General features: G+C 65.1%; 13 protein-coding genes. 3 read left to right on the top strand and 10 right to left on the bottom strand.

Annotated elements, in window-relative coordinates; all coding sequences use genetic code 11:
• Positions 1–21 precede the first annotated feature (21 nt).
• From AOZ06_RS05030 to AOZ06_RS05055, 6 genes are all read right to left on the bottom strand, one after another.
• On the bottom strand, positions 22–510 hold the full coding sequence (locus AOZ06_RS05030; RefSeq protein ID WP_054288347.1) for a hypothetical protein: 489 nt from the start codon (positions 508–510) through the stop codon (positions 22–24).
• A gap of 623 nt (positions 511–1,133) precedes the next feature.
• Positions 1,134–3,056: a hypothetical protein gene (locus AOZ06_RS05035; RefSeq protein WP_054288348.1), complete on the bottom strand. Its 1,923-nt coding sequence runs from the start codon at positions 3,054–3,056 to the stop codon at positions 1,134–1,136.
• A gap of 492 nt (positions 3,057–3,548) precedes the next feature.
• The gene (locus tag AOZ06_RS05040; protein ID WP_054288349.1) at positions 3,549–6,071 is read right to left on the bottom strand and encodes an ATP-binding protein; all 2,523 of its coding nucleotides are present in this window, start codon (positions 6,069–6,071) and stop codon (positions 3,549–3,551) included.
• On the bottom strand, positions 6,068–6,559 hold the full coding sequence (locus AOZ06_RS05045; protein ID WP_054288350.1) for a hypothetical protein: 492 nt from the start codon (positions 6,557–6,559) through the stop codon (positions 6,068–6,070). Before AOZ06_RS05045 ends, AOZ06_RS05040 begins: the two co-directional genes overlap by 4 nt.
• 9 nt (positions 6,560–6,568) lie before the next feature.
• On the bottom strand, positions 6,569–6,811 hold the full coding sequence (locus tag AOZ06_RS05050; protein ID WP_054288351.1) for a hypothetical protein: 243 nt from the start codon (positions 6,809–6,811) through the stop codon (positions 6,569–6,571).
• Positions 6,808–7,728 carry a conjugal transfer protein gene (locus AOZ06_RS05055; RefSeq protein WP_054288352.1) on the bottom strand — a complete coding sequence of 307 codons (921 nt, stop codon included), beginning with the start codon at positions 7,726–7,728 and terminating at the stop codon, positions 6,808–6,810. Before AOZ06_RS05055 ends, AOZ06_RS05050 begins: the two co-directional genes overlap by 4 nt.
• 1,042 nt (positions 7,729–8,770) lie before the next feature.
• Here AOZ06_RS05055 and AOZ06_RS55870 point away from each other — a divergent pair.
• Positions 8,771–8,926: a hypothetical protein gene (locus tag AOZ06_RS55870; protein ID WP_157232834.1), complete on the top strand. Its 156-nt coding sequence runs from the start codon at positions 8,771–8,773 to the stop codon at positions 8,924–8,926.
• Between the two features lie 777 nt (positions 8,927–9,703).
• On the opposite strand, the gene AOZ06_RS05060 is transcribed toward AOZ06_RS55870, so the two are convergent.
• From AOZ06_RS05060 to AOZ06_RS05070, 3 genes are all read right to left on the bottom strand, one after another.
• Complete coding sequence (locus AOZ06_RS05060) at positions 9,704–12,166, bottom strand: helix-turn-helix domain-containing protein (RefSeq protein ID WP_054288353.1); 2,463 nt, start codon at positions 12,164–12,166, stop codon at positions 9,704–9,706.
• A complete protein-coding gene (locus tag AOZ06_RS05065) occupies positions 12,163–13,578 on the bottom strand; it encodes a GGDEF domain-containing protein (RefSeq protein ID WP_225954545.1) in 1,416 nt (471 codons plus the stop codon). The genes AOZ06_RS05060 and AOZ06_RS05065 overlap by 4 nt, the downstream gene beginning before the upstream one ends.
• 577 nt (positions 13,579–14,155) lie before the next feature.
• A complete protein-coding gene (locus AOZ06_RS05070; RefSeq protein ID WP_169798862.1) occupies positions 14,156–15,907 on the bottom strand; it encodes a helix-turn-helix domain-containing protein in 1,752 nt (583 codons plus the stop codon).
• 691 nt (positions 15,908–16,598) lie between these two features.
• Between AOZ06_RS05070 and AOZ06_RS05075 the strand changes: the two genes are divergently transcribed.
• Positions 16,599–17,855 carry a cytochrome P450 family protein gene (locus tag AOZ06_RS05075; RefSeq protein WP_157232835.1) on the top strand — a complete coding sequence of 419 codons (1,257 nt, stop codon included), beginning with the start codon at positions 16,599–16,601 and terminating at the stop codon, positions 17,853–17,855.
• 15 nt (positions 17,856–17,870) lie between these two features.
• On the opposite strand, the gene AOZ06_RS05080 is transcribed toward AOZ06_RS05075, so the two are convergent.
• Entirely contained in the window at positions 17,871–20,213 is a 2,343-nt protein-coding gene (locus tag AOZ06_RS05080) for an ATP-binding protein (protein ID WP_169798863.1), read from the bottom strand.
• A gap of 1,204 nt (positions 20,214–21,417) precedes the next feature.
• Between AOZ06_RS05080 and AOZ06_RS05085 the strand changes: the two genes are divergently transcribed.
• Positions 21,418–21,768 (top strand): hypothetical protein, encoded by a 351-nt coding sequence (locus tag AOZ06_RS05085; RefSeq protein ID WP_157232836.1) that lies wholly within the window; start codon positions 21,418–21,420, stop codon positions 21,766–21,768.
• The last annotated feature ends 117 nt before the right edge of the window (positions 21,769–21,885 follow it).

Below are 21,885 nucleotides of genomic sequence, written 5' to 3' on the forward strand. Positions count from 1 at the left end.
CTCCAGGTGAGACGTGTGGGCTCATCCGCCTTCAGTGGCTTCGCCGATGCGCCACAAGTTGTCCGCACCGCGCAGGACGACGCGCGTAGCTGTCACGGTCTCCGCGTAGGCCGTCGCGCCGGTGGAGCTCACGACTCGGGTGGCGGCGACGATGACGATCACGGCATGCGGCGTGCGCGGCGCTTCGGGGGAGATCACCGCGGTGGGGCTGGTGCATCGCGCGCTCTCGCGTGCAGCGACGGTCGCGTCCCAGGACCGGCGTGACCGGTCGTTGATCTCCGCGTTCCACGCGGTCCACGCATCAGGAACCATCGCCGTTTGAGCCCGCTGTTCGGATTCTCCGAACGGCGCGCGATAGTCGAACGGGCACCACCGCGCCAGCCACGCTTGGGCGGCCGACTCCGGTGTCGACAGCTCGTGCGCGGAGGCCGCGGTCGTCGGGACGGCCGCAAGCGGGACGTCGGGAGCGGGTGGTGGTGCGGAGGACGCGCGCGGGACCTGCGGCGTCACGCCGTTTGAGGGCAGCAGTCCAGGGCCGGTTGTCGTTCCGTTCGAAGTCGGTGTCGACGTCGGCCGCGGTGTTGCCGTGCCGCGCCCCTCCAGAGCGGACGACGCCGAGGATATGGCTAGGTCGACTGAGTTTGGCTGATCGGAGTTGACGGTGGAACGATCGCGTCCTGAGCTGCTAGCCATCCTGAAAGCTAGGACCGCGACGGTCACCACGACCACGACCAGGCCTGCCGCGACCCAGCGCGACGACGGGCGCGGATGTGCACGCCAGTGTCGCGGTAGGGCTGGTTCGACGAGGTGTCCGTCGAAACGCTCCCGCAGGCGCTGTCGTCGTTGACGTACACGCTGGCGGATCTCTTCGCGTCGTGCGCGTCGAGCGCGAGCCCGTCGTCCCCATGGCCACATTCCTGGTGCGGGGCCGACGAGATCCCTGCTGAACAAGCCCACGGTAGGTCCCGCGTTCGTCGACGGGACGACGTGTTCGTTCGCTGTTCCCGGGGCGCCGTCGAACGGTGCATGACCGCTGACCGGCTCGACGTGCTGGTCCTGCGGCTCGGCGTGTCCGTCCGGTGTGGTGCTCTCGTCGTGGTGGTCGCCGGCCGATGCCGGGGTGTGCTCATGGCTCATGGCGTGGTCTTTCCGGGTGGGGGCGGTGGTTGACGACGCGGCGGAACGGATGTGGATGTCGGTGTGGTGCCGCGCGGAGTTCGGCCACGAGTAGTGGCGCTGCGGGGGAGGAACGAATCCAGTGGGGAGAGTTTCCGTTGCCAGGGGAGGGAACCGGGCGTACGGGATCCGCCCGGCCTGCCGGTACCTGCCGCTGGTCGAGATCGACGGCCCGCGGAGGTCTTACCGCGTCCGGAGGGTGCGCCGGAGGCGCCGCGCGTAGCCGGGCTTCGCCCCGTGAGCGCCCGCCAGCTCTTCGAGCCGAGCGTGACGAACGGACGGGTGATCGCCGACGGTGGGCCCATTCCCTCGAAGGGCTGCTTCACTGCTTTCCAGCTCTCCGACGCGATTTCCTTGTAGCGGGGTCGGCCGCTCGTTCCTTCTGCCCGCAGATTGCTCAGTACACGACCGGCGGCGCTCGAAGCGACGGAACCGATGCGTCCCACGCCGCCCGTGGCTGTCTTGGCCGCGAGGCCCAGGCCGGTGCCGACAGCTCGGCCAGCCAACCGGCCAGCGAACCGCCCGGCACCGCTGGCGAGCATCGCGCCCATGTAGCCCATTGATCCGGCGCCGCCGACAGATGTCAGGGTCTCAAGCCACGACCGCACCTTGGACGCGGCGATGAGCAGGGCGATGTTCAACACCGACACCAACAGCACACCGTACTGTCCAATGAGGAGCGACAGTATGGATGAGACGACAGCCACGCCAGAGATCACGGTGGTGAGAAAGAGTGACTGGAACTGCAAGCCAACGGTGTACGCGAGGTAGCGCAGCCCGGTTTGTCGGAACCAGCCAGGGATAGGCCAGAAGGTTAAGAACAGCAATCCGATCACCAGCATCAACATGAATCCGCTGGTGGTGACAAGTCCCGCGATGATGAGACGGAGCAGAAGGAGCGCCATCGGTATGGCGATCAGTGCGACCAGGATGACGACACCGGTCCGGGTCATGTCCTGTCCCCGGATGAAGGACGCGTGCTCACCGAATTCCGGGACCACGCCCTCGTCGTCGAGCGTCTTCATCATCCGACGCCAGGTGTCGTCGTTGGCCAGCGCGTGATGACCGACCTTCTTACAGATCTCGAGGGTGCGGAACGCGGCGATGCACCAGGGGACCGCGCCGAATGATCCCCAGACCCCATCGACGAGGCGACGACTCGCGACTCGCTGCGGATCGCCAGTCAGTTGAGGGTTCGGGAAGCCAGTCGGGTTCTCGTTGGTGCCGATGTAGGTTGTGTTGGCCGTGATGATGTTGCTGGCCAGGTCTTGGCGAACCGAGTCCACACTGCGCATCACCGACGACGGACCGGCAGCAAACGCCATGGCCAAAGCGATCGCGGCCACCAACCACGCCATGTCGCCCATGAATCCACGCCCATCGTTGCGCCAACGCGCGTAGCTGATGAACGCCCCAACGGCTGCCGTAGCGCTGATGAGTGGCCAGAAGACGTGCGTGGCAACGTGTTGGACGGCAACGTCGATCTGGCCCGCGGAGTCGCGGTAGACGGTGAGGTTCAAAAACCATTCGAGCAGCACCAAGCCGCCACGCAGCGGTGCGAGGGCCATCCACAAGATCAAGTTGTTGACGAAACCGATGACTTCCAACACTGTCTCATTGATGTCGAACCAACCGGAGTGATCGTCGTCTGGTTTGACAGGCAACTTGTAGTTCAGGAAACCGTGGGTTTCATACAGAGTCTTGGGACCGCCGCCGGTGAGGTCGGGGCCGGGGATCAGATCGTCCGCTCGCGCCAGGTCGACACTGCCGACGACGAAGATCCCGACCAGCCAGGCGAGCATGAGGACGCGGGTAGGGTTGCCCAGCAGCCACTTGATCGGTCTCGGCAATCGGGCACGCCACGCCATCACGTGCTGCATGCCAAGCTGCACAGAGGATGCGACATGACGTGCCCACCCGAAGCCAGCGGCCCAGCCTGAGTTGCGGCGTGGCGTTGGGTCCGCGGTGGTGACCGAGTCCCCAGTGTCGCGGGCGCGGTCCGGTTGCCCAGACTCCGTTCTGAGTAACCGTTTCGTGTGGAAAGCCACTTGATCCCCCTGAAGTCAAGTGCTCGTGCCGGTCTGACGCGAGAGTGGACGATGTGGACGGCATGCCGGCATCGGCGTCGCCGCACGGGGGACCGGGTCGATCGATCGCGCCTCAACAGCTCCCAAAGTGGCGGAGCGTGTCGGCGTTCAATGTCACGCCAGGGGGATCGGTCCCACAGGTGCGTTCACCGTCGTGAATGGATCGCACAGAGCTGGTTCGTAAAGTTGGCTCTCCTCACATGTCGGGGGAGTGATCGACGTACCCGGTCAACGGGTCTGCCGATGGGTGGTGAACATGGAGGCACGGCTGGCGGGGTCGCACGGTCAGAACCCTGACTGGGGTAGTGACGCCGGGGTTGGTGTGCTGTGCCCGTCAACGGGGCTGACAGCTGCGCTGTCCTCACCGGCGTCGGTAGCTAGACGGTCCGCGATCCAGCTGCTGAGTCGATCCCATTCCATCGGCGCCACGCGCCGTGCCCGATCGCGCAGCAGTCCTTGTCCGGGGCCGAACGCAGCCATCTGCGCGCGCATCCGAGGACCCGCGTGCGCAGTTCCCGTCAGCAGCGCCGCTTGGGCGTCCTGTTCCTGCAGACCTACCGCGCGGCCGCACCACACCATCACCGTCTGCTCGACCAACCCGGTGATCGTGGCCAGATCGATCGCCGACTGCGAGTCCAGCAGGACGAAACACTTCAGCGCTCGTCCGACGCGGGCCAGCCATTCCACCGTGGCGCGCCCCTCGGCATACGGCGTGATCAGGTGCAGCTCGGTGAACGCGACGACCTTGAGCATTTCCCGGCTGTGCCGCGACATCAGGGACGCGTAACGCAGCGAGCTGGTCATGGTGGCCATGCTCAGCCGTTGGGACATGTCCCAACGGGACGGATCTGTTCCCGGGTTGGGCAGCTGCAGCCCGTCCATCCGCAGGTAGACAAGTCCGCGGCCGGTGGCCAGCGGCACCGCGGCAGGCGCCAGATGCCCGAGCAGCGGCCGAGCGAGCGGATGTTTCGCACGCATGGTGAGCGTGCCACCGATCTCCTCGGCGAGGGCTCGGTCCCGGTCGCCGTGTTCGCCGGCCAGCAGTTCCGCGATGACGCCCGGTGAGGACCGGCCCTCCACCGGTCGGCGCATGACCCGGTCGATCGCGGTTTCGAGGACCGACTCGGCGCGCTGCCGGTCGTCCGGGGACAGGACACCCAGCATCGCGTCGAGCGCCATGGTGCGCGCCATGTCCGGGTCCGGTACATAGCGGAGGGGATCCATGGTTCCGCTGGCGTTCTCATGCAGGCCGTGGATTTCCTGGACGGGCACCTGCAGGACGGTGCTAGCGACGGTGGCAAGGCCGCCGAGGTCGCCCTTGTAATCGACCAGCAGGCTCCATGCGCCTTCGGCCAGAGCCGCGAGCAGTTGCATCATCACAGCTGTGCTTTTGCCGGATCCTGTTTGGCCGGTGAACAGCATCGTGGTGGGTTGCGTCCTGTGCTGCGCGGTCCGCGACGCGAGGCGCAGCTGGATCGGTCCCGGGGTGCTGCCCAAGTTGCCGCCGATGTAGGGACCGGAGGTGTCACCGACAGCGGATCCGCCGTGAAACCATGATCCGGCCAGCGTCCTCATAGGTTGGTCCTGGGCGTACTCGGTTACCCGTACCTGGTCGCCGGGAAGCAGTTCGCACCACAGCAGGTCTTGGACGTGGGCTGGTGCGTCAACGACGATGCCCAGCCCGCCGTAGTGGTTGATGACCTCGGCGATCCGGGCGTCCAAGTCTTCCGGTGTGTCGGCATCGACCACGAGGCGGATGTGGTTGGTGGTTTCAACATCCAGCCGCCGAGTGATCTCGTGGCGGCGATCGGCCAAGACCTGTTCCGCTTCGGCTACGTCCAGCGGAGCCTGCCCGCCGTGTTCTTCGGCTTCCCGGAGTTGACTCAGTGCGGCTTTGCGCCCGGTATCCAGCACGGCCAGTGATCCGGCCTGGCCGTGGTGGGTGCCACGCACCGAGGCTTCCACACCCTCGAGCTGCGTCAGGGTCTGCAGCCACTCCCCACCCGGGATGTACAGCTCCGTCGCCGGGAATCCGTCCAAGGCCGAGACCAGGATGGACACATACCGCCTCAGGCCTGTGCGGGCGTCGGTCGTCACTACATAGCGGGGATTTTCACGGGGGTCGACCGAACCGTTGAGTAGGAGGGCGATCTGTGGTGCGTTCAGCATCTGCGTAGGCGGCAGCTCGACCACGGTGCCGCGCCGCATCTCGCGGGCGTAGGACCACGCGAGCACACCCGCCGGCGCGGGGATGGCCCGTACCGGTTCGCCGCTCATCGCGGCCAGCCACTGGTCGATCGTGGTCTGCGCGTCGGCCAGCCGCTGGTGGGCCGATCGCTGCCGAGCAGCCCGGGACCGCAGCTGATCACTCCACAGACCACCTCGGTTGTCCGGCGTGCTTGCCGATGGCCAACGCACACCGAACAAAACCACCCGTTGCGGGAACGCGTTCATGTCGATCCGGTGCGCACCGAGTTCGATGTACTCGTCGGCATGCGTGGCGCGGACGCCGTCGAGGCCGCTCCACCCTTCTTCATAAGCCACGCCGGAATGGCGGGACCACAAGACCTTCAGGTGGTAGTCACCGTTGGCGGGCACCAGCCGGGCGAGTGTCTGCGCCAACTCCATGGTTTCGGACGCCAGTTGCTCGTCTTCGTACAGATCGGTGGACCCGTCGGGAATTTGCACCCATGCCCAGACGTCGTCGTCGGTCACCAAGGCGCCGTCAGTGATCAGTCGCGCCGCCGCGGGCGGACCAGCCGCGCGGCGGAATGTGCGCTTGAGTTGTGTGGCAGAACGGCTTCTCATCGAACGCCTCCCAGCCAGTCGTCCGTTGTGTCCGGAATGGTCTGTGCCCGGCGGCGGCGCCACGCCATGGCCACGACTGGCTCGCCTACGTTGCGGTGGTGCAGTTCGCAGACCGCGACGATGTGCACCGCGAGCACTTCCCTATTCGCCGCAGGCATTGCGGGGTTAGTGATCAGCCGCTGTCGAGCAGGTAGGCGTGCCAGCGTCCAGTCGTACCAGCGCATCAGCTTCAACCGACCCAAGGTGTCCAGTCGGGTCGCGGAGATCGTGAAGACGGACACGGGGACGATGTAGACCATCGGAGCGAATCGCGACAGCGGGTCGACGCCGAGGATCAGCAGTGCGAAGGCTGCCCAGAATGCGATCGCGGCGGCGGCGATCCAGACGACCTGCCGTCGGATACCTTGCCCCAGCGAGCGGCCGAAAATTTCGTACTGCCGCATCTCCAAGCGCAGGTGCTGGGTATCAGTCGGCAACTGTAAAGGCATCCTGGCCCCTCATCCCTGCATGAACAGATTCCACAGCGACTTGATGAACGTGATCGCTTGGTTTGGAAAGAAACAAAAACCCCCGACGACGACTGCGGCCACGATGATCGACGCCATCCGGCCATAGGCGTTCTCCAGCCAGGCGCCCACGAGACGGAACACCGCGAGCACGATCACGAAAGTTCCGACAACGGCAAGGATCCAGTCGCGTAGGGAAACTCCGGTGGACAGGCTCTGTGCGAGTGCGGTCATCCCGGCACCCCGTCCACGGGCACTGACAGCCCGGCCAGGTACCAGCGTCCGTCCTGCTCACGCAACCGCAGGATGTAGGCGCACGTCAAGGATCCGGCGCCCCCGCTCAATCGCCAGGTCACGGTTGCCATGCCCTGCCGTGAGTCTCCATCCTCGCCGGGGTGGAGCGCCCAGGACGTGACTTGCCCCAGTTCTGCCGCTCCGCCGAGACCGGCCAGTCGGGATCCGGACGCTCGGATGAACTCCAGGTCTCCTGTGGCGTAAGCGGTCAGCATCTTGGTGACGACCTCGCGAGTGCTACGCGACGCGGTGTCCTCGACTGGTGCCGGGCCCAGGGACGACGCCGTTGACACGTCGACGCTCGGCGTACCCACGAGCGCCGGTCGCTGGACCATCGCCAGCCGGTCGGCGACCACACCAACCGGCATCGCGACAGCGACCCACCGTGCCGAACCGGGCCGCCATCCGGGCGACTGGACGATTCCCGCACTGGCGGTGTCACCACCGCGATCAGCGGGCCCGTTCGGCGTCGACGACGACGCGTTGGGCGGCACAGGACTTGACTGATCAGCTCGTTCCGGCACATACGGGGTGACGCGCACGCGTACCGTCACGACAGCGCGCGTCGGATCGGCGCGGGTGATGGCCACCACGGCTGGAGAATCCGCCCATTGGCGGCCGTCGCCGGCCCACCCGTCGACCGACAGCGAGGGAGCCGCGTATCGCGCCAGTACCGCGCGGCGCCGGTCCCGATCCTCTGTGGTCCAAGACAAGTAGTCCGTCGCGGCGGTGGATGCGAATCCACCCAGATCCGAGTCGCTGACGGCCGCCGCGGCGTTGGAGGGTGGTGCCGGAGGGGTGATCCAGTCAGTAACGCGGTCGGCAATGGCCAGGATGCCCGCAACAGCGATCGTCACGCCTAGCGCGAGAACCCCGATCCGCCGAGTACGGTACCAGAGGGATTCACGCGGGGGCGCGGTGAGCACATCCCAGGAGATCGCCTCAGGATGGCGTTCGGAAGGCGGCATTTGCCGGGCTGGTCCCTGTCCCTGGTTTGCCGGGGCCCCTCCGGGTGGCGGAACACCAGGCGGCCCCGCCCAGTACCGAGGTGGGACCTGCGGCGGACCCGGTGGATGCTGGCCAGGCCACTGCTGCGCCCACTGCGGATGATGATGTGGTGCTGTCGGGGCGCCGGGCCGTTGTGGCAGCGGCATGTGTTGGCTCTTGCGTGCTCGCGTTCGTCCGTCGGCTGCTGGGCCGATCAACAGGCGCAGTAGACGCTGACTTCCCCTGCCTGCCATGTGACCCCCGAGTGTCTGCAGTGTCCGAAGGTTTCGGCGACGGGTATCGGACGGTGCGGTGCCCTTAGGTGCGAAACCGTGGTTGTAGATGATCTGTTCGGCGTTGCGGTGTGGCCGAAGGTGTCCAGCGGATCCCCTCACACCGCTGGACACCCAGGCCGTGGGACGTGTTGTCCCACAATGGGTCCATCGACACCCCCTGGTTTGGATGGACCCACGTTCTGCGGACAGGGCGGCCGGGTGGTGAAGCGCCGTGCACAGCCTGCCGAGGGCTACGTCATTGTCGTTGTACTAGGAGGGATAACCGTTCTTCGCTGTGCTTTTCAACCACGCAAGCGCCATCACGGCGGTGTCGACGTCACTGGACTGTCTCTTGCGCACTCCGTTGCCGTTGACGACCAAGCTATCCCGGGTGAGTGCAGCGCGGAAGTATGTGCCAGTGGCCTCATGAGGGCCACAGCGCGCGATCCATATCATCGCGGAGCTGGGACGCCCCATCGTCCGGAAACGTTATTTTGTAACCGAAGCGGCGTCACTCCGGCCAGAGTGGACCGGCGCCCGCCGCGCCGTTCGCGCCAACAATGGCAGTGATCACAAATGTTGGGCGATCGCTGCACGGGCTGGGGCGTTGGGTCGATACGTAACCGGTCACTCGCAAATGGCGCGTCGGAAGGGCGCCTGCGCGGTTGTCGTCATTCACCAGCTGTCCTACCGCGTCCCATACCTGTATCTGCTGAGTTCCCAGACCGGTGCGCATCTGGACACAGCCGGGGCGTGGGACATGCCACTTCAGCTCGGCGTCCAGCAGCACTGATGCACCACGGCTCCCCGGCGCGGGTGTAGAGAGCGGTTCCGTGGCAGGCACCGTCGCGTTGGGCGCGGCCGGATTCGTGGAAGGCGCTGTGGCTGCGGTAGTGGGCGATGTCGCCGCCGGTGAGGCAGTCGGCGGGGAAGCTGGCGTTCGCGCCGCTGTACAGGACATGGCAAGGCACGAGAATGTCCACGTTCCGGCCAGGAGTAGACCGCGTACCTGAAAACGCCGCCGTACAGAGGTTTGTCGCCTGGGCTGGGCAGTGATGTGTGCTGCACCGTGCTCCTTTGTACTCTGCCATCTTCCTGTCAAACGGCGCGTCCACCTCTGTGACCTGATCGAGTGGACTTTCATGACTCCCTGTTCCTTCAGATCGTCGGGCACGCGCCTGTGTCGCTTGGAATGAGAACGGCGGTAACCACTGTCGTTAGACAGGTGCGTATGAACGACACGTTTAGTCCTTCGTGGACTCATGACGTGTTGGTGGAAGGGTGCCCAGCCGCCCGCCGAAAGCCACTGGACACCCCGGGGAAGCGCGGGATGGGGTCGTATCCCGCGCTGGCCTGACAAGCCCGCTCAACCTGACAGGCCCAGGTTCCACTCCCGTCGGTGACAGCTGTTCCGTCGACCGACGCCACACTTAGGTCACGTGCACCTGGACGCTTTGACACGTCGCGCATCCGTGATCGCAAGTGCGCTGCTACGTAAGGAATCTATCCCGTCGCATGCTGAGGAGGAAGCCGCGTCATGTGGCCCATGCGAGGCCACGGCATGAGGTTCCTATGGGCAGGTCGATGCGGACGGCGACGGTGAATCGGTCGCCCGTCGCCGAAGTTCGACCCCGGTACTGCCGCCCGCGCCTGGCTTCAACGGCGGCTCGGCCAACGATACGTCCGTCGACTGGACGGACCGTGGAGTTGTTGCTTGCAGCCGTCGACCGATCGCGGTCGCGCGAACGTCTAACACCTCTACGTACAGCTGCCACGCCTCGGACAACGCGGCGCGCATTGCGGTCGTGTTGCCAAGGCGTTGACAGATCTCAGCTTCCCGAACCCGTGCGTCCGCAACGCCGAACCGATCCTGGGCCGCACGATAGGCCACCACGGCCGAACGGACATGCTGCAGTGCGGCGTCGAACTCGCCTCGGCTGAACAGCAATTCGGATAGTCGCACGTGGATGTTGCCGCGGGTGGGATGTGCCCGGTCGAGGTTCTCGATCATCCGCAACGCGGCAGTCAGCTGTTTATGGGCTCGATCAGGATCACCCACAGTTGAGTCATCGACACGGTCGCTGTCAGCCAGCACCGACATGGCCTCGGCCGCGCCGCGCCGGTCGTCGTGCCAGAGGAACAGACGCAGAGCTTCTCGCGCTGCCTCTCGAGCGGAGGTGAGCTCCGTCGACGAGGAGTCGGGATCCAGGGGCTCAGACTGGCCATTCGCGCCGACGGATGCCGTGTCGGACGCGACGGTGGCGTGTTCGAGCGCGATCAACGCGACGCCCAGGAGCGCCTCGGGCAAGCCGTGTGTGGTGTCACTGTTGCGCAATGTGCTTACGGCGGTGGTGTAGGCGTGAGCCGCCGTGTCGAGTTCACCGTTCACGCGCAAGACATTGCCGCGCAGGATCTCCAGACGAGCCCATGCGGCAGAGTTGTGGGCATGCCGTGCGGCGGAGACTCCGGCATTCAGGATGCCAAGAGCATCAGAGATGCGTTGCTGACGCACGTCCAGCCACGGCCGTGTGGCCAGCGCCAGTTGCCACGCCACGTCAGCTTGACCCACCTCCAGCGCCAGGACGATCACCGGCACCAGGTTTCCGGTTTCGGCATCGCACCAGGCCAATGCTGCTGTGTCGTCGGTGAAGGTCTCGTGTTCTCCCAACGCCTCGTCGCGAAATGCGGGGCACCCGGAGGCAGTGTGAGGCGCGAGCGCCTGACTGGCCTGCCGCATCGACCGCAGGTACCACCGGACCAGGCGGACTGCCGCGTCGGCCCGAGATGACGATACGTCGTCCTGGTCGTGATGGCTCGCCGCGAACGCGCGCAGTAGATCGTGCAACCGAAACCGGTCGTAGCTGATCGGTTCGATCAGATGGTGGGACGCCAGCGTCCGCAGAAGGGGCCGGGTGTGGCGCACCGACGCGCCTACCAACGCCGCCGCGGCCGCGACGCTGAGATCTGGTCCACGATGCGCAGCGAGGTGACGGAAAACAACGGCCGCCTCAGGTTCCAGCTTTTGGTAGGACCACGAGATCACCGCCCGCATAGCCAACGACTCGTCACCCGCGAGGCTCAACGCGTCGAGCCGCCGGTGCTCCTCGCCGAGCTCGTTAACCAGGTCGGTGAGCGGTTGTGGCAGCGCGCCCGCGGCGCGCTGCGCCGCGATCCTCACAGCGAGGGGCAGCCGGCCGCAGAGGTCCACCAGCGCCCGAGCCGCGCTGTATTCTCGATCAACCCGGCGGCCCAAGACCGTGCGGAGCAGCGCCAACGACTCCATCAGGCTCATGCGACCTAGCGTGATCCGGTCACCGGCATGCCGCAGGGTCAGCCCAGCCAGGTCGGTCCGGCTGGTGAGCAGCGTGGCGCACGACGAAGACGCAGGCAGCAGTGGTTGGACCGATGCCAGGTCGGCGGCGTTGTCCAGAACGATCAGCATCCGCTTGTGACTCAGGATTGATCGATACAGCGCGGTCTTCTCGGCGAGACTGCGGGGCATGTGGGAGACATCCAAGGCCCGCAGGAACTCCTCCAGCGCGGTGTCGGTACGCAGCGGCGTCGAGGTGGCCGGACCGTACCCGCGGAGGTCGACGTACAGCTGCCCGTCCGGGTATAAGGCCGCGGTGTCGTGGGCTGCTTTCAAGGCGAGCGTCGTTTTGCCGCTGCCGGGCGGTCCGCTGACGAGCAGTACCGGCGGCGCACCCGCCGGGCTGTCACGCCGCAGCACGTTCCGGATCGTGTCCAACTCCGTTGACCTGCCGACGAATCCGCTGACCACCGGCGGCAGCTGCGCTGGCCGTGCCGCCAGCATCGCGAGGAGCCTGCCCTCCCCGTTCAACGCCCTGTCACACGCCCGCGCCGCCTCAGGCGTTGGTGGCTTCTGCCCTCGCTCCAGCTTCCCGAGGTAACCGTGGTCGTATCGCACCTCTGCGGCCAGTTCGCGAAGCGACCACCCTTTGGCCTTCCGAAGCTCTCGTAACAAGCCGCCGAACGTGGCGTCCGTGCCGAAGCCCGGTGCCGTGCCGCTCATCGCGAATCCCGTGGGTGATGGTGCTCGACGAATGCCAGATTCCAGCTACTGCTTGACGTATCCATGGGAGTGTTGGCTGGCGCCGTGTCCGGATGCGGCGCGACCACGACACGATCACGGCCCTGGTCTTTGGCTCGGTACAGGGCAGCGTCGGCGCTGGATTCCAAGTCGGTGAGCAGGTCCGGCATCTCCTCGGCGGACTGGTCATCAAGTTGGCTCAGCGCCAGGATGTGATCCAGCACGACCGCCAGGTCCTCATCGCTCGCGGCGCGCTGCAGAGCGAGACCAATCGAGACTTTCACCTTCATCGTGACCGGCGTGCCGCCCAACGACCGTTGACCGCGCACGTCCAACGCGGCCACCGCCTGACGGATGCGTTCGGCGGTAGCCAGCGCCTCGTCCGCGACGGTGCTGGTGAGCAAAACGACGAACTCTTCGCCACCGAAACGGGCAACGAGGTCGCCAGGCCGGGTCTGATCCTGCAGCGTGCGTCCGACCGCCCGGATCGCGATGTCCCCGTTATGGTGCCCGTGCTCGTCGTTGATCAACTTGAAGTGGTCGATGTCCACCAGCAACACCGCGCACAACCGATGGTCGAGGTAATGACGGTATAGCGCGGTGCGGGCAGCCCGTGCCCAGCCGACCGCGTTGAGCAGGCCAGTCTTGGCGTCCAGGCGGCGCTGTCGATCGCGCAGTTCGGCCAGTTGCACCTTGCGGGTGACGGCCACCGCGCCGATGGTGACCAGCACGAGCGGTACTCCGGCCAGGACGTTGGCGGCGACCGCGCAGCCGAACCCGGCCAACAGTGTAAGCAACAACTCTCGGTTGTCCGGCCAGGTACCAATGCAGCGCACCACGATGCTGGGATGGAGCGATCGGGCTGACGAACCGGGCGGCTGGCACAGCCGGGCGACACCGATGATCAGCGTCTGCGTGGCGAAGTAGATCACCATGACGCCACTCAACGACACCAGCGAGATCGCCACCTGCGACATCGAGGTAGTCGGGATCGGAGTGTCGCCGCGCAGCCAGGCCAGACCCGGTACCGCGGTGGCCCACCATGCGGTGGCCACAGCTGAGGCCTGGATGGTGGCGTTGGTGAAGATGACTCGACACGGCGGTTTCCGTGCGATCTGCCATCGATGCACGCCGATCCCGACGATAAACACCACCGCCATCGGAATCGGTAAAGCCAAGGCGGCGCCGAACGTCCACAGCCCGCTGTGATCGACGTACTCGGTACGGAGTCGGCCTGCCCGCCGTCGCTCCTCACCAGGGCGGGTGGCATGCATGTGCACGCCCGCGCAGATCACTAACAGGCTGGCCAGGGCCCACTGGCGGACTGTCGGCCACTCCGCGGTGGCGAACACCCCTATTACGCTGCCCACGACAATCGATTCCCAGGTCAGCATCCACACCACGCCGCGTGTGGTGGTGTGCCGCCACAGTTCCCAACCCCGCACATGTCGTGTCCAACGGCGGCCAATTGATCGCCCGCTCTGGCCTCGTGGCCTCGGCCAGGCCACACTGGACTGCGACGGAGAATTCGACAACGTGCGCCGGGCCGGGCTTGGCCTTGGTGGAGAAGGCGGTGGCGTATCTGGCACCGGAGTCTGTCTCGGGACACGCTCCGCAGGGTCTTGGGTCATGGCCGTGTGTCCTTATCGAGGGGAGGTCGGCGTTGAGCCGCGACAACCGCGATTACTGAGATGGCGCACAGCCGCGACTCGCACGCCGGAGAATCGCTGGCCGTGCACTGAGGACTCGATGCCGTCCCGGCATCGAGTCTGCTGCTGCCATGGCCGCGCTACCCGGCGCGCGGACTCCCGCTGATGGGCAAGATCATTAACACCCCTCGGTGATTAAGACACGTCGTGGGGGTTCCGTCATGCGCTGGTTCCCCCAACGAGTGGTACTTCCACTATGGACGCACGTGATCTTCTGGTCCAGAGGATCATCGTGCACCGATAAGTGCACGGCCGTCGCGGTTTACGCGGTCGACTGGCGCTCGGGTCGCGTGCGTTCAACCCACGCGTCTCCTACCTCGTCCACAACCATGACGAAGTGCCTCTGCTGGTAAAGACGCCCAAGGATTTCGGCCATCGCGCCAGGCGGCAGCGCCCCATCGGGATCCTTGACTGATGCAGCGGGCTGCCGCCCCCACATCGTCACCTCCCGCCACAGCGTGCCCCACCGACTCGGCGACGTCGCGACGAAAGCATCGAGGCCTGCCAGACACGCCTGCGCGAGTTCCCGCACCAGCCGGTACTTCCTGGTTGCCGCGCCAAGCTCGAGGACGGCCGCGAGATTCCAGCCCTCAGCCCGCATCCACGCCAGCGCTGACGCCGTGGTCGAGAACCGCATGTCACGGGTCAACCGCCCCGAATGCTCGTGGGCAGCTGACCGCGCTTCGTTGGCCATGATCGTTTGTTCTGCGGCCTTGACAGTTTGCAGGTACCACGCCAGCAGCCGATCTCTCGCTGCATCGCGGTCAACCACGGCGTCGTGCGCGACGTTCAGGAACCTGCCGTATCGGCGCAGAAGCGGATATTGAAGGTATCGGCCTCGTTCGCTATCAGCCCGCACGAAATTGGCCGCTGTCAACTCCGCCAGGCAGGCGGCCGCGCGCGCGGGTGACACGTCCAGCAGCTGGGCTGCCGCAGCCATGCTGGTCGCCACGTTCGGCAACCCCCCGAGCAGTCGGAACAGTCTCTGCGCATCAGACGACACGTGGTCGTAGGACGCGTCCAGCGCTGCTCGCAACGGTGATCCGTCGACCTGGCTGAACAGCGCCTCTTCAAACCGCTCAACGGACATCGGGACGCCCGCGTTGTCCGTGAGCCACTCCGCCGTCATGGTGATCACTGATGGGAACCCGCCCGCGCCATCCACCAGGTGCGACACCGCGTCCGCCCGGCGCGTGATCGGGTGATTCGGGCTGAGCAATCGCCGTAGGAGATCACCGAGCTGTGCCTGCGGCAGCGTCCGAATCTCCAGTCGTTCGGCCACCGTTGTCGTCAAACGTGCCAGAGACAGGCGGCTCGCCACTAACACGCGGCAATCGGTGGCCGAGGGGCCGGGCAACAACGGCTCGACCTGCTCCACTGACGTCGCGTTGTCTAGAACGATCACCATTTCCCGGCCTGCCAGTGCGGTTCGATACTCTTGGGTCAGCTCGCTGAGCGTGGCATCTGGCGCCACCCATGCGCCTAAGGCGCGCAGGAAACTAGCGAGTACCTCGCGAGGGTTCCGAGGGCTGCGGTCGGCCCGAAAGCCTGCAAGATCGGCATACAGTTGACCATCTGGAAACTCTCCCCGCTCGCAGGCTGAATGGGCGACCCGAAGCGCCATCGTGCTTGTTCCGATCCATGGTGGCCCGGTCACCAGCATCACCCTCCGAGTATCGGCGCCCTCGTTGCCTCGCGCCAGCCACTCCTCGAGTTGTCGTACTTCGGCCTCCATACCCACCATCGAGTTACTGATTGCCGGAAGTTGCGCTGGGCGAAAGAATCGCGGTTCGGTGAGCACGGCGACGAACCGTCCACCTGTCACCAACGCCCGGTCGACTTCCCGCGCCATTTCGACCGTCAGGTCGCCTTTGCCCTGCTCGACCTTCGCGATCGCGGATTTCGAGTACTGCGTCGCCGCCGCCAAGGCCGCTATCGACAGGCCCGCGCTCTTGCGGTACCGCCGCAGCAAGCCACCGACGCGTCGCCGCGACTGTGCCACCAACTCATCCACCACTACACCCCCCGTGTAGGCCGCGGCAGGGCCCCAGTCGCCGCGGTTACTCGCCTCCTCAGTGCCTGACCCGTGGATCCCCACTGTTCGTTGCCGGACAGTCCTGCCTACACCACCCAACGATCCGGATCATTGTCCGTCCACCTGTCAATCCCGTGATCCGAATATCGGCCAACCTCTCTGTCTGTGCTGCCTGACCGCCGTCCGCGTGAGGTACGTGGTGACGCAGTACCCGCCTGGTAGGTGGCCCGCTGCTGATCAACTGAACAATATGCCACCGACTTGCAACAACAACTGTATTTTCCGGTATATGGCACCAGAAAGCCAGAAAATACACTATCGGTTTAAGGGGAAATACATAGTGCTATACCATGTCTCAACTCCGTCACCCGTGAGGCGGTGACCCATTGCTTCGCGGCGACTCGACCTAGGGACCAGGGGGTTTTGGTCTTTGTGTGGCTTGCAGGCGCGCGGATTGGCACCGAGTCGCGTGGTTCGCTCGGTGCTCCCGAGGCACGTAGGGTGCCTGCGTCATCTACGTACTGCTGTCGCCTGACCTACGTACCGTTCTAGCGTTCCGGTACGTACTATCCGCAATAGCGTCCCCGTGTCTGCTCCGCAATGCTTTCGGTGATTGCTGCGCTTCAATCGCGGTTCGTGCCAAGTCGATCGGCGGCAGGTGTGTTACCTGATGACGACCTTCGGAGGATGTCGGATGGCCGGTCCAATTCCGGTTCTGTTCAGTGATGAGCACTATGATCGCGTCATTGAGGTGACCGACGCGTTGCTGCCACTGGCTCCCGTCCGGCGATGTCGAATAGCGGGAATCTTCGACATCTACCTAATCGTCCAGTACGATCACGTGCGAGCCGCGCTGCGCGATCCACGAATCAGCAAGGACGCCGCAGGGCTCAACGCCATACTCAATCAACAACTCACTGACGCTGGCCATCCCGTCGGACTGTCGCAAATGTTCGCACCCAACATGCTCAACAGCGACGGATCTATTCACACTCGGTTGCGTCGGCTGGTGTCCAGCCTTTTCACGCATCAACAGACCGAGCAACTGCGTCCGCGGATCCACCAGCATGCCGCGCGTCTGGTCGACTCAATGTCCACCTGCCGCCCGGTAGATCTAATGAGTAAGTTCGCGCTTCCCTTGCCTCTCACTGTCATTTGTGAGCTCTTGGGCATTCCGCAGCACGACCATGACTTCGTTCATGCGCACACTACAGCCTTGGTGCAAGACGATCCCGCACACGCTAAGTCGGCGTCCGACGCGATGACCGACTACTTCAACGGGCTCATCGCGGCCAAACAGCACTCGCGACGGCGACCCACCGGCGACCTCTTGTCGGCTCTGATCCACACCGGCGACAGTCAGCCTCTGAGTCACGACGAACTCCTTGGCACACTGTTCTTGCTGTTCGTGGCGGGTCATGAGACCACTGCTGGCCTTATCGGCAACGGTATCCGCTGGCTGCTGTCCGATCCCACTCGGTGGCGGTCGCTCGCAACGAATCCAGCAGGTGTTCCGAACGCCGTCGAGGAAGTGCTTCGCTGGGATTCGCCGGTTCGCTCGGCGACACATCGCTGGACCGTTGAACCCGTCGTCTACGGCGGAGTCTCGATACCCGCAGGCAGCGTCGTGCTGTGCTTCCTGCACACCGCGAATCGGGATCCTGCTCGTTTCGACCGCGCCAGCGAACTAGATCTCCAGCGGGACGCCACAGGACATGTCGCGTTTGGTCACGGGCCCCATTACTGCCTCGGTGCCCACCTGGCGAGACTCGTCGCGCACGTCGGCTTCACGGAACTGACCCAGCGATTTCCCGCAGCGAGGTTGGCCATACCCGAACAACAGCTACGACGACAGCGCAGCGTCATCGTCAACGGACACATCGAGGTTCCCGTACTCCTGGGCCCACGCCATCAGCGGACCGCTTGAACAAGGTCGATCAACTCACCCCGCTCCGAGGGGGCGCTGCCCCTGGTACCAGTTCGCTACTCCCACTCGGTTGTGCAAACCGAGCTTCCGCAACACATTGCCCACATGCACTTCTGCGGTTCGTTCTACAATAGACAGTCGTTCCCCGATCTCACGGTTGCTGAGTCCGTCGGCTATGAGGCTCGCGACCTCCCATTCACGGTTCGACAGTCCGCCTGGCCGAGCATGAGGGCGTATCCCCGGTGCCTTCTGCGACCGCTCGTCCCCAGCCTCGCCGTCATTGCCAGCGCGCAGCGCTCGGTCCAGCAGTATCTCCCGGTCGCGCGGCTGGACGAACAGCTTCTCGCCGCGTGCCACAAAGACGGACAGGGCCTCGTCACCGATCGCCGTCCTGACCCCGGCCACGATCTGCTGCTGCAGCCGCAAAAAGGGAAATAGACCGAGCACACTGGCATGAGTCAACTTCTGCATGGCGTTCGCGAACCCGAGCAAGTGCCCCGTCAACTCGTAGTCACCCAGCCGGGCTGCGATCAGCGCGATCAGCCACACGCTCCACGCCAACCCCCACGTGTCGCCAATACTGCGCTGAATCGCAAGAGCTTCCTGCACCAGCTTCATTGCTCTCGCTGGTGTCCCGAACCGCAGCTCGACTAGCGCGCGCGTCCACAACGCCCACGAGATCGCCCATTGAGCGCCAGCGCCGCGGGCCTCGGTCAGCAACTGCGACGCCAGCATCCGCGCTTCTGTTTCCTCGCCGAGGAATCCTGCGCTGATCGCCAACAACAGCCTGATCATGTGGATGTCGCCGGGAGCGGCACCACCCGATTGGGCAAGCCGGAGCGCGAGCCGGAGTATCCGCACGGAGTCGCGGGCCTTGCTTGGATCTGACTCCGCCAGCCACGCCCAGGTACCGCGTGCAGTCAGCAGAGGATGCAGAGAGGCGCTCTGCCCTGACTGCTGGGCTAGCTCCTCGGCGCGCTCCAACAGAGGCCGGGCTCGCTCCTGGTCACCTGTGATGGTGGCGATCCAGGCCGCAAGTGCCAACCCCACGATCAAGCGGGGATGCTTAACGCCAGCGTATGCGTCCACTGCGAGGTCGAGCATGCGGACCATGCCGTTGATCAAACCCGCAAAGATCAGGAACCGCGTCCGGACAGCATCGATGACAAGGTCCAAAGCGATGGCCGACTCGCCTGCTGTCAGGAAGTAGCCCTCCGCAGTTCGAAGGTTTGGCAGATCGCACCGCAAGCCGCGAAGCATCGGGACTTCGTCTCGCTGCAGCCAGTTCGCCGCAACGTGGGCGATCCGCTCGCGGTAATAGGTCGCATGCGCGTGGCGCAGCGCCGCGACACGGTCACCGTCGAGCTTCTCCAGCCCATAGGCCCGGATCGTCTCAGGCATGCGATACCGGGTGCTGCCATCTTGCTGGTTGGCCGTCAGAATCGACTTTCGCACGAGACTGGTGATGAGTGCCGGCACGGCTCTGTGGTCGACGCCTTCCAGCACGCACACCTGCCGCGCAGCGTCGAGGTCGAAGCCACCCTCGAACACGGCCGCAGAGCTCCACGTCGTCTGCTCGGAAGGCGTCAACAGTCGCCAGCTCCAGTCCATGGTCTTGCGTAGCGTGCGCTGGTGGTCCTGCTCGGAGTCGCCATCCACCAACACGCCCAGGAGATCGTTCTCCAGGATGTCCAGCAGCTCGCTTAACGTCATGGGCCCGAGCTGCCCGGCGGCCAATTCGATGGCTAGCGGAATGCCGTCGAGCTTGCGACACACCCGAAGTGCTTTCGGGTAGTCATGCTCGCCAATCGCGACCCCATACGGCCGCGCCCGGTCGACCAGCAGGCGCAGCGCCTCAGGCTTGTGATTCACATTGGCCTGGGTTCCACCTTCACCGCCTACCGACAACGGTGGTACGCGTACGTGGTGCTCGCCTCGGACTCCGAGAGGCCCTCGGCTGGTCGCCAGCACCGTCAGCCCTGGTGCGGCTTCCAGAAGCCGACGAACCAGATGTCGAAGGTGGGGCAAGTGCTCGCAGTTGTCCAAAACGAGCAGCATGTGTCGGTCGCGAAGGTGCGTGACCAACCTATCGACGCCCGGCTCGGGACTGTTGTCCAGAAGGCCCGTCCCTTCCGAGATGGCCGCAGCCAACTGCTCGTCCCTCGAGGTCACATCCGCCAGATAGATCACGGCAACGCCGTCGGGGTAGTCGGTCCGTACCTGGTCGACCAGCTGCTGCATCGCCCGGGTCTTGCCCACACCGCCGATGCCGACCAGCGTGACGATGCGTACTTCCTCCTTGCCCAACAGCTCCTTGGCCGTGTGGATGAGCCGGGAGCGGCCGATGAAGCTGTTCATCTCGCTTCGCTGTGGCTTGGCCGTCGCCCGGCTACCCTCTGTTTGTTTGTCGGTCCGCCCCATATCACCCCACCCCTGGCGCCGCGTGTCGGCTGCCGCAGCAGGCTACGAAGATTTACACGGGCTGTTTACGCAGCCGTGCGTACTGCGGCGCTCCCGCCGACTTCGCATCCTCGTCCACCTGCCGACGTCCCACGCATGATCACCCAGCTGCCCGGGAACTGACGTCCCGCTCGCTCACGACCTGCGAGGTCCTACCTCCTGCGGATGCACAGTACTGGTTCGGATCAATCTCCATATCCGCTATTCGTGCGCCGGAATCGATCTCGGACCGCGTAGATCGCGGGCGAACCTGGCCGGTCAAGGCGCCCTCCGTGTGCCTCCCGTTGCCCGCGACACGCCGCTGGGCCTGGGGACTGTTACTCGGTGGCCTTGCGTCCTCACGACCGAACGACGGTTACGTTTAGTCACCACCTCACCGTATCGTCGTCAACCCGTACGGTCCATTTGGTATTGACATAGTTAGGTCGCTTCGTGAGCGTTCTGGTAACCGGCCGGTGGAGAAGCGATGCCAGGCTCATGTGCGCGTAGGCTGGCCGTCTTCCGTCGCGAGATTCGGTGTGGACATCCGCCTGAGCTGGGTGTTGCTGGCATCGCGGCGTGATTTCAGCGACCGTTGGATGGCCTCGTTGATGCCATTCGAACCGACGCCGTGACCATCAAACCCATCGCGTGCGGGTCCTGTCGAGAGATTTGTGCTACGACTCGCAGTGTCTCGCGACGTTGATCGATATGTCGAAAACTGGCCATAATCGCCACTCGCGCTTGCATTGCGTGTAGTCGTTTGACGGTGGCCTAGCTGTGCTGTGGCACTCAGGGGCCGCTGTACCGCCGGTCGCTGTTGATCGGCTCGGTGCGGCATCGGCCACGACGTCATGCTCCTGATTGGCATTCGCATCATCCCGGACACCTCGTCGTCGTGAACTCGTAGCAGCGCGCGGCGGGCACTCGGGCTATTCGGCGAATGACCTGCGCTGTGCCAGGTGGGTCCACATCGGGCACCATTTTGCTGGCGAAACTCGACTGAGCCACTCGGAGCTCTCCGCGTTGGCGTGTCGGGTCGTCATCGCGTATCTCGACGCCGATCCGGGCCGCCGCGCAGCAGTTGCTCGCCGGGAACATTCCCGTCGGCGGCCGGTGCGACGTGACCACTCTCGCCGAGCTCGCCGGGATCTCCCGCGCGGCGCTCTACCGCACCCACCGGGCGCTCAAGGACGACTTCGACCGCTCCCTCTTCCTCCGCCGGACCGCTGGAGAGGTTCCCGACCCACGCGAGGCTCGGATCGCGACGCTCAAGCAGACCGTGGACACCCTCACCACCCGACTACGCGAGCGGGAAGCCACGATCACCGAGCTGCGCGAGCACCAACGCCAGGTACGCAGCCAGCTCCTGGTCCAGCACGAGGAAATCCTCACCCTGCGCGCGATCCTTGCCCAGCGCCCGGTCGTACTGCCGACGGCGTCCGATCAGAAACTCGGCGGTGACACCGACTGAGAGCTGATCCGAACCGGGCGCCAGCAGGGACGGTAGATCGAGCGGTCCGCCATCACCTCCGCATACGTCGCGTTCACGTTGTACGCCAACAGATAACTGTCACCGGAGAGTCGCACC

It is taken from the genome of Kibdelosporangium phytohabitans (assembly GCF_001302585.1).
GTDB lineage: Bacteria > Actinomycetota > Actinomycetes > Mycobacteriales > Pseudonocardiaceae > Kibdelosporangium > Kibdelosporangium phytohabitans.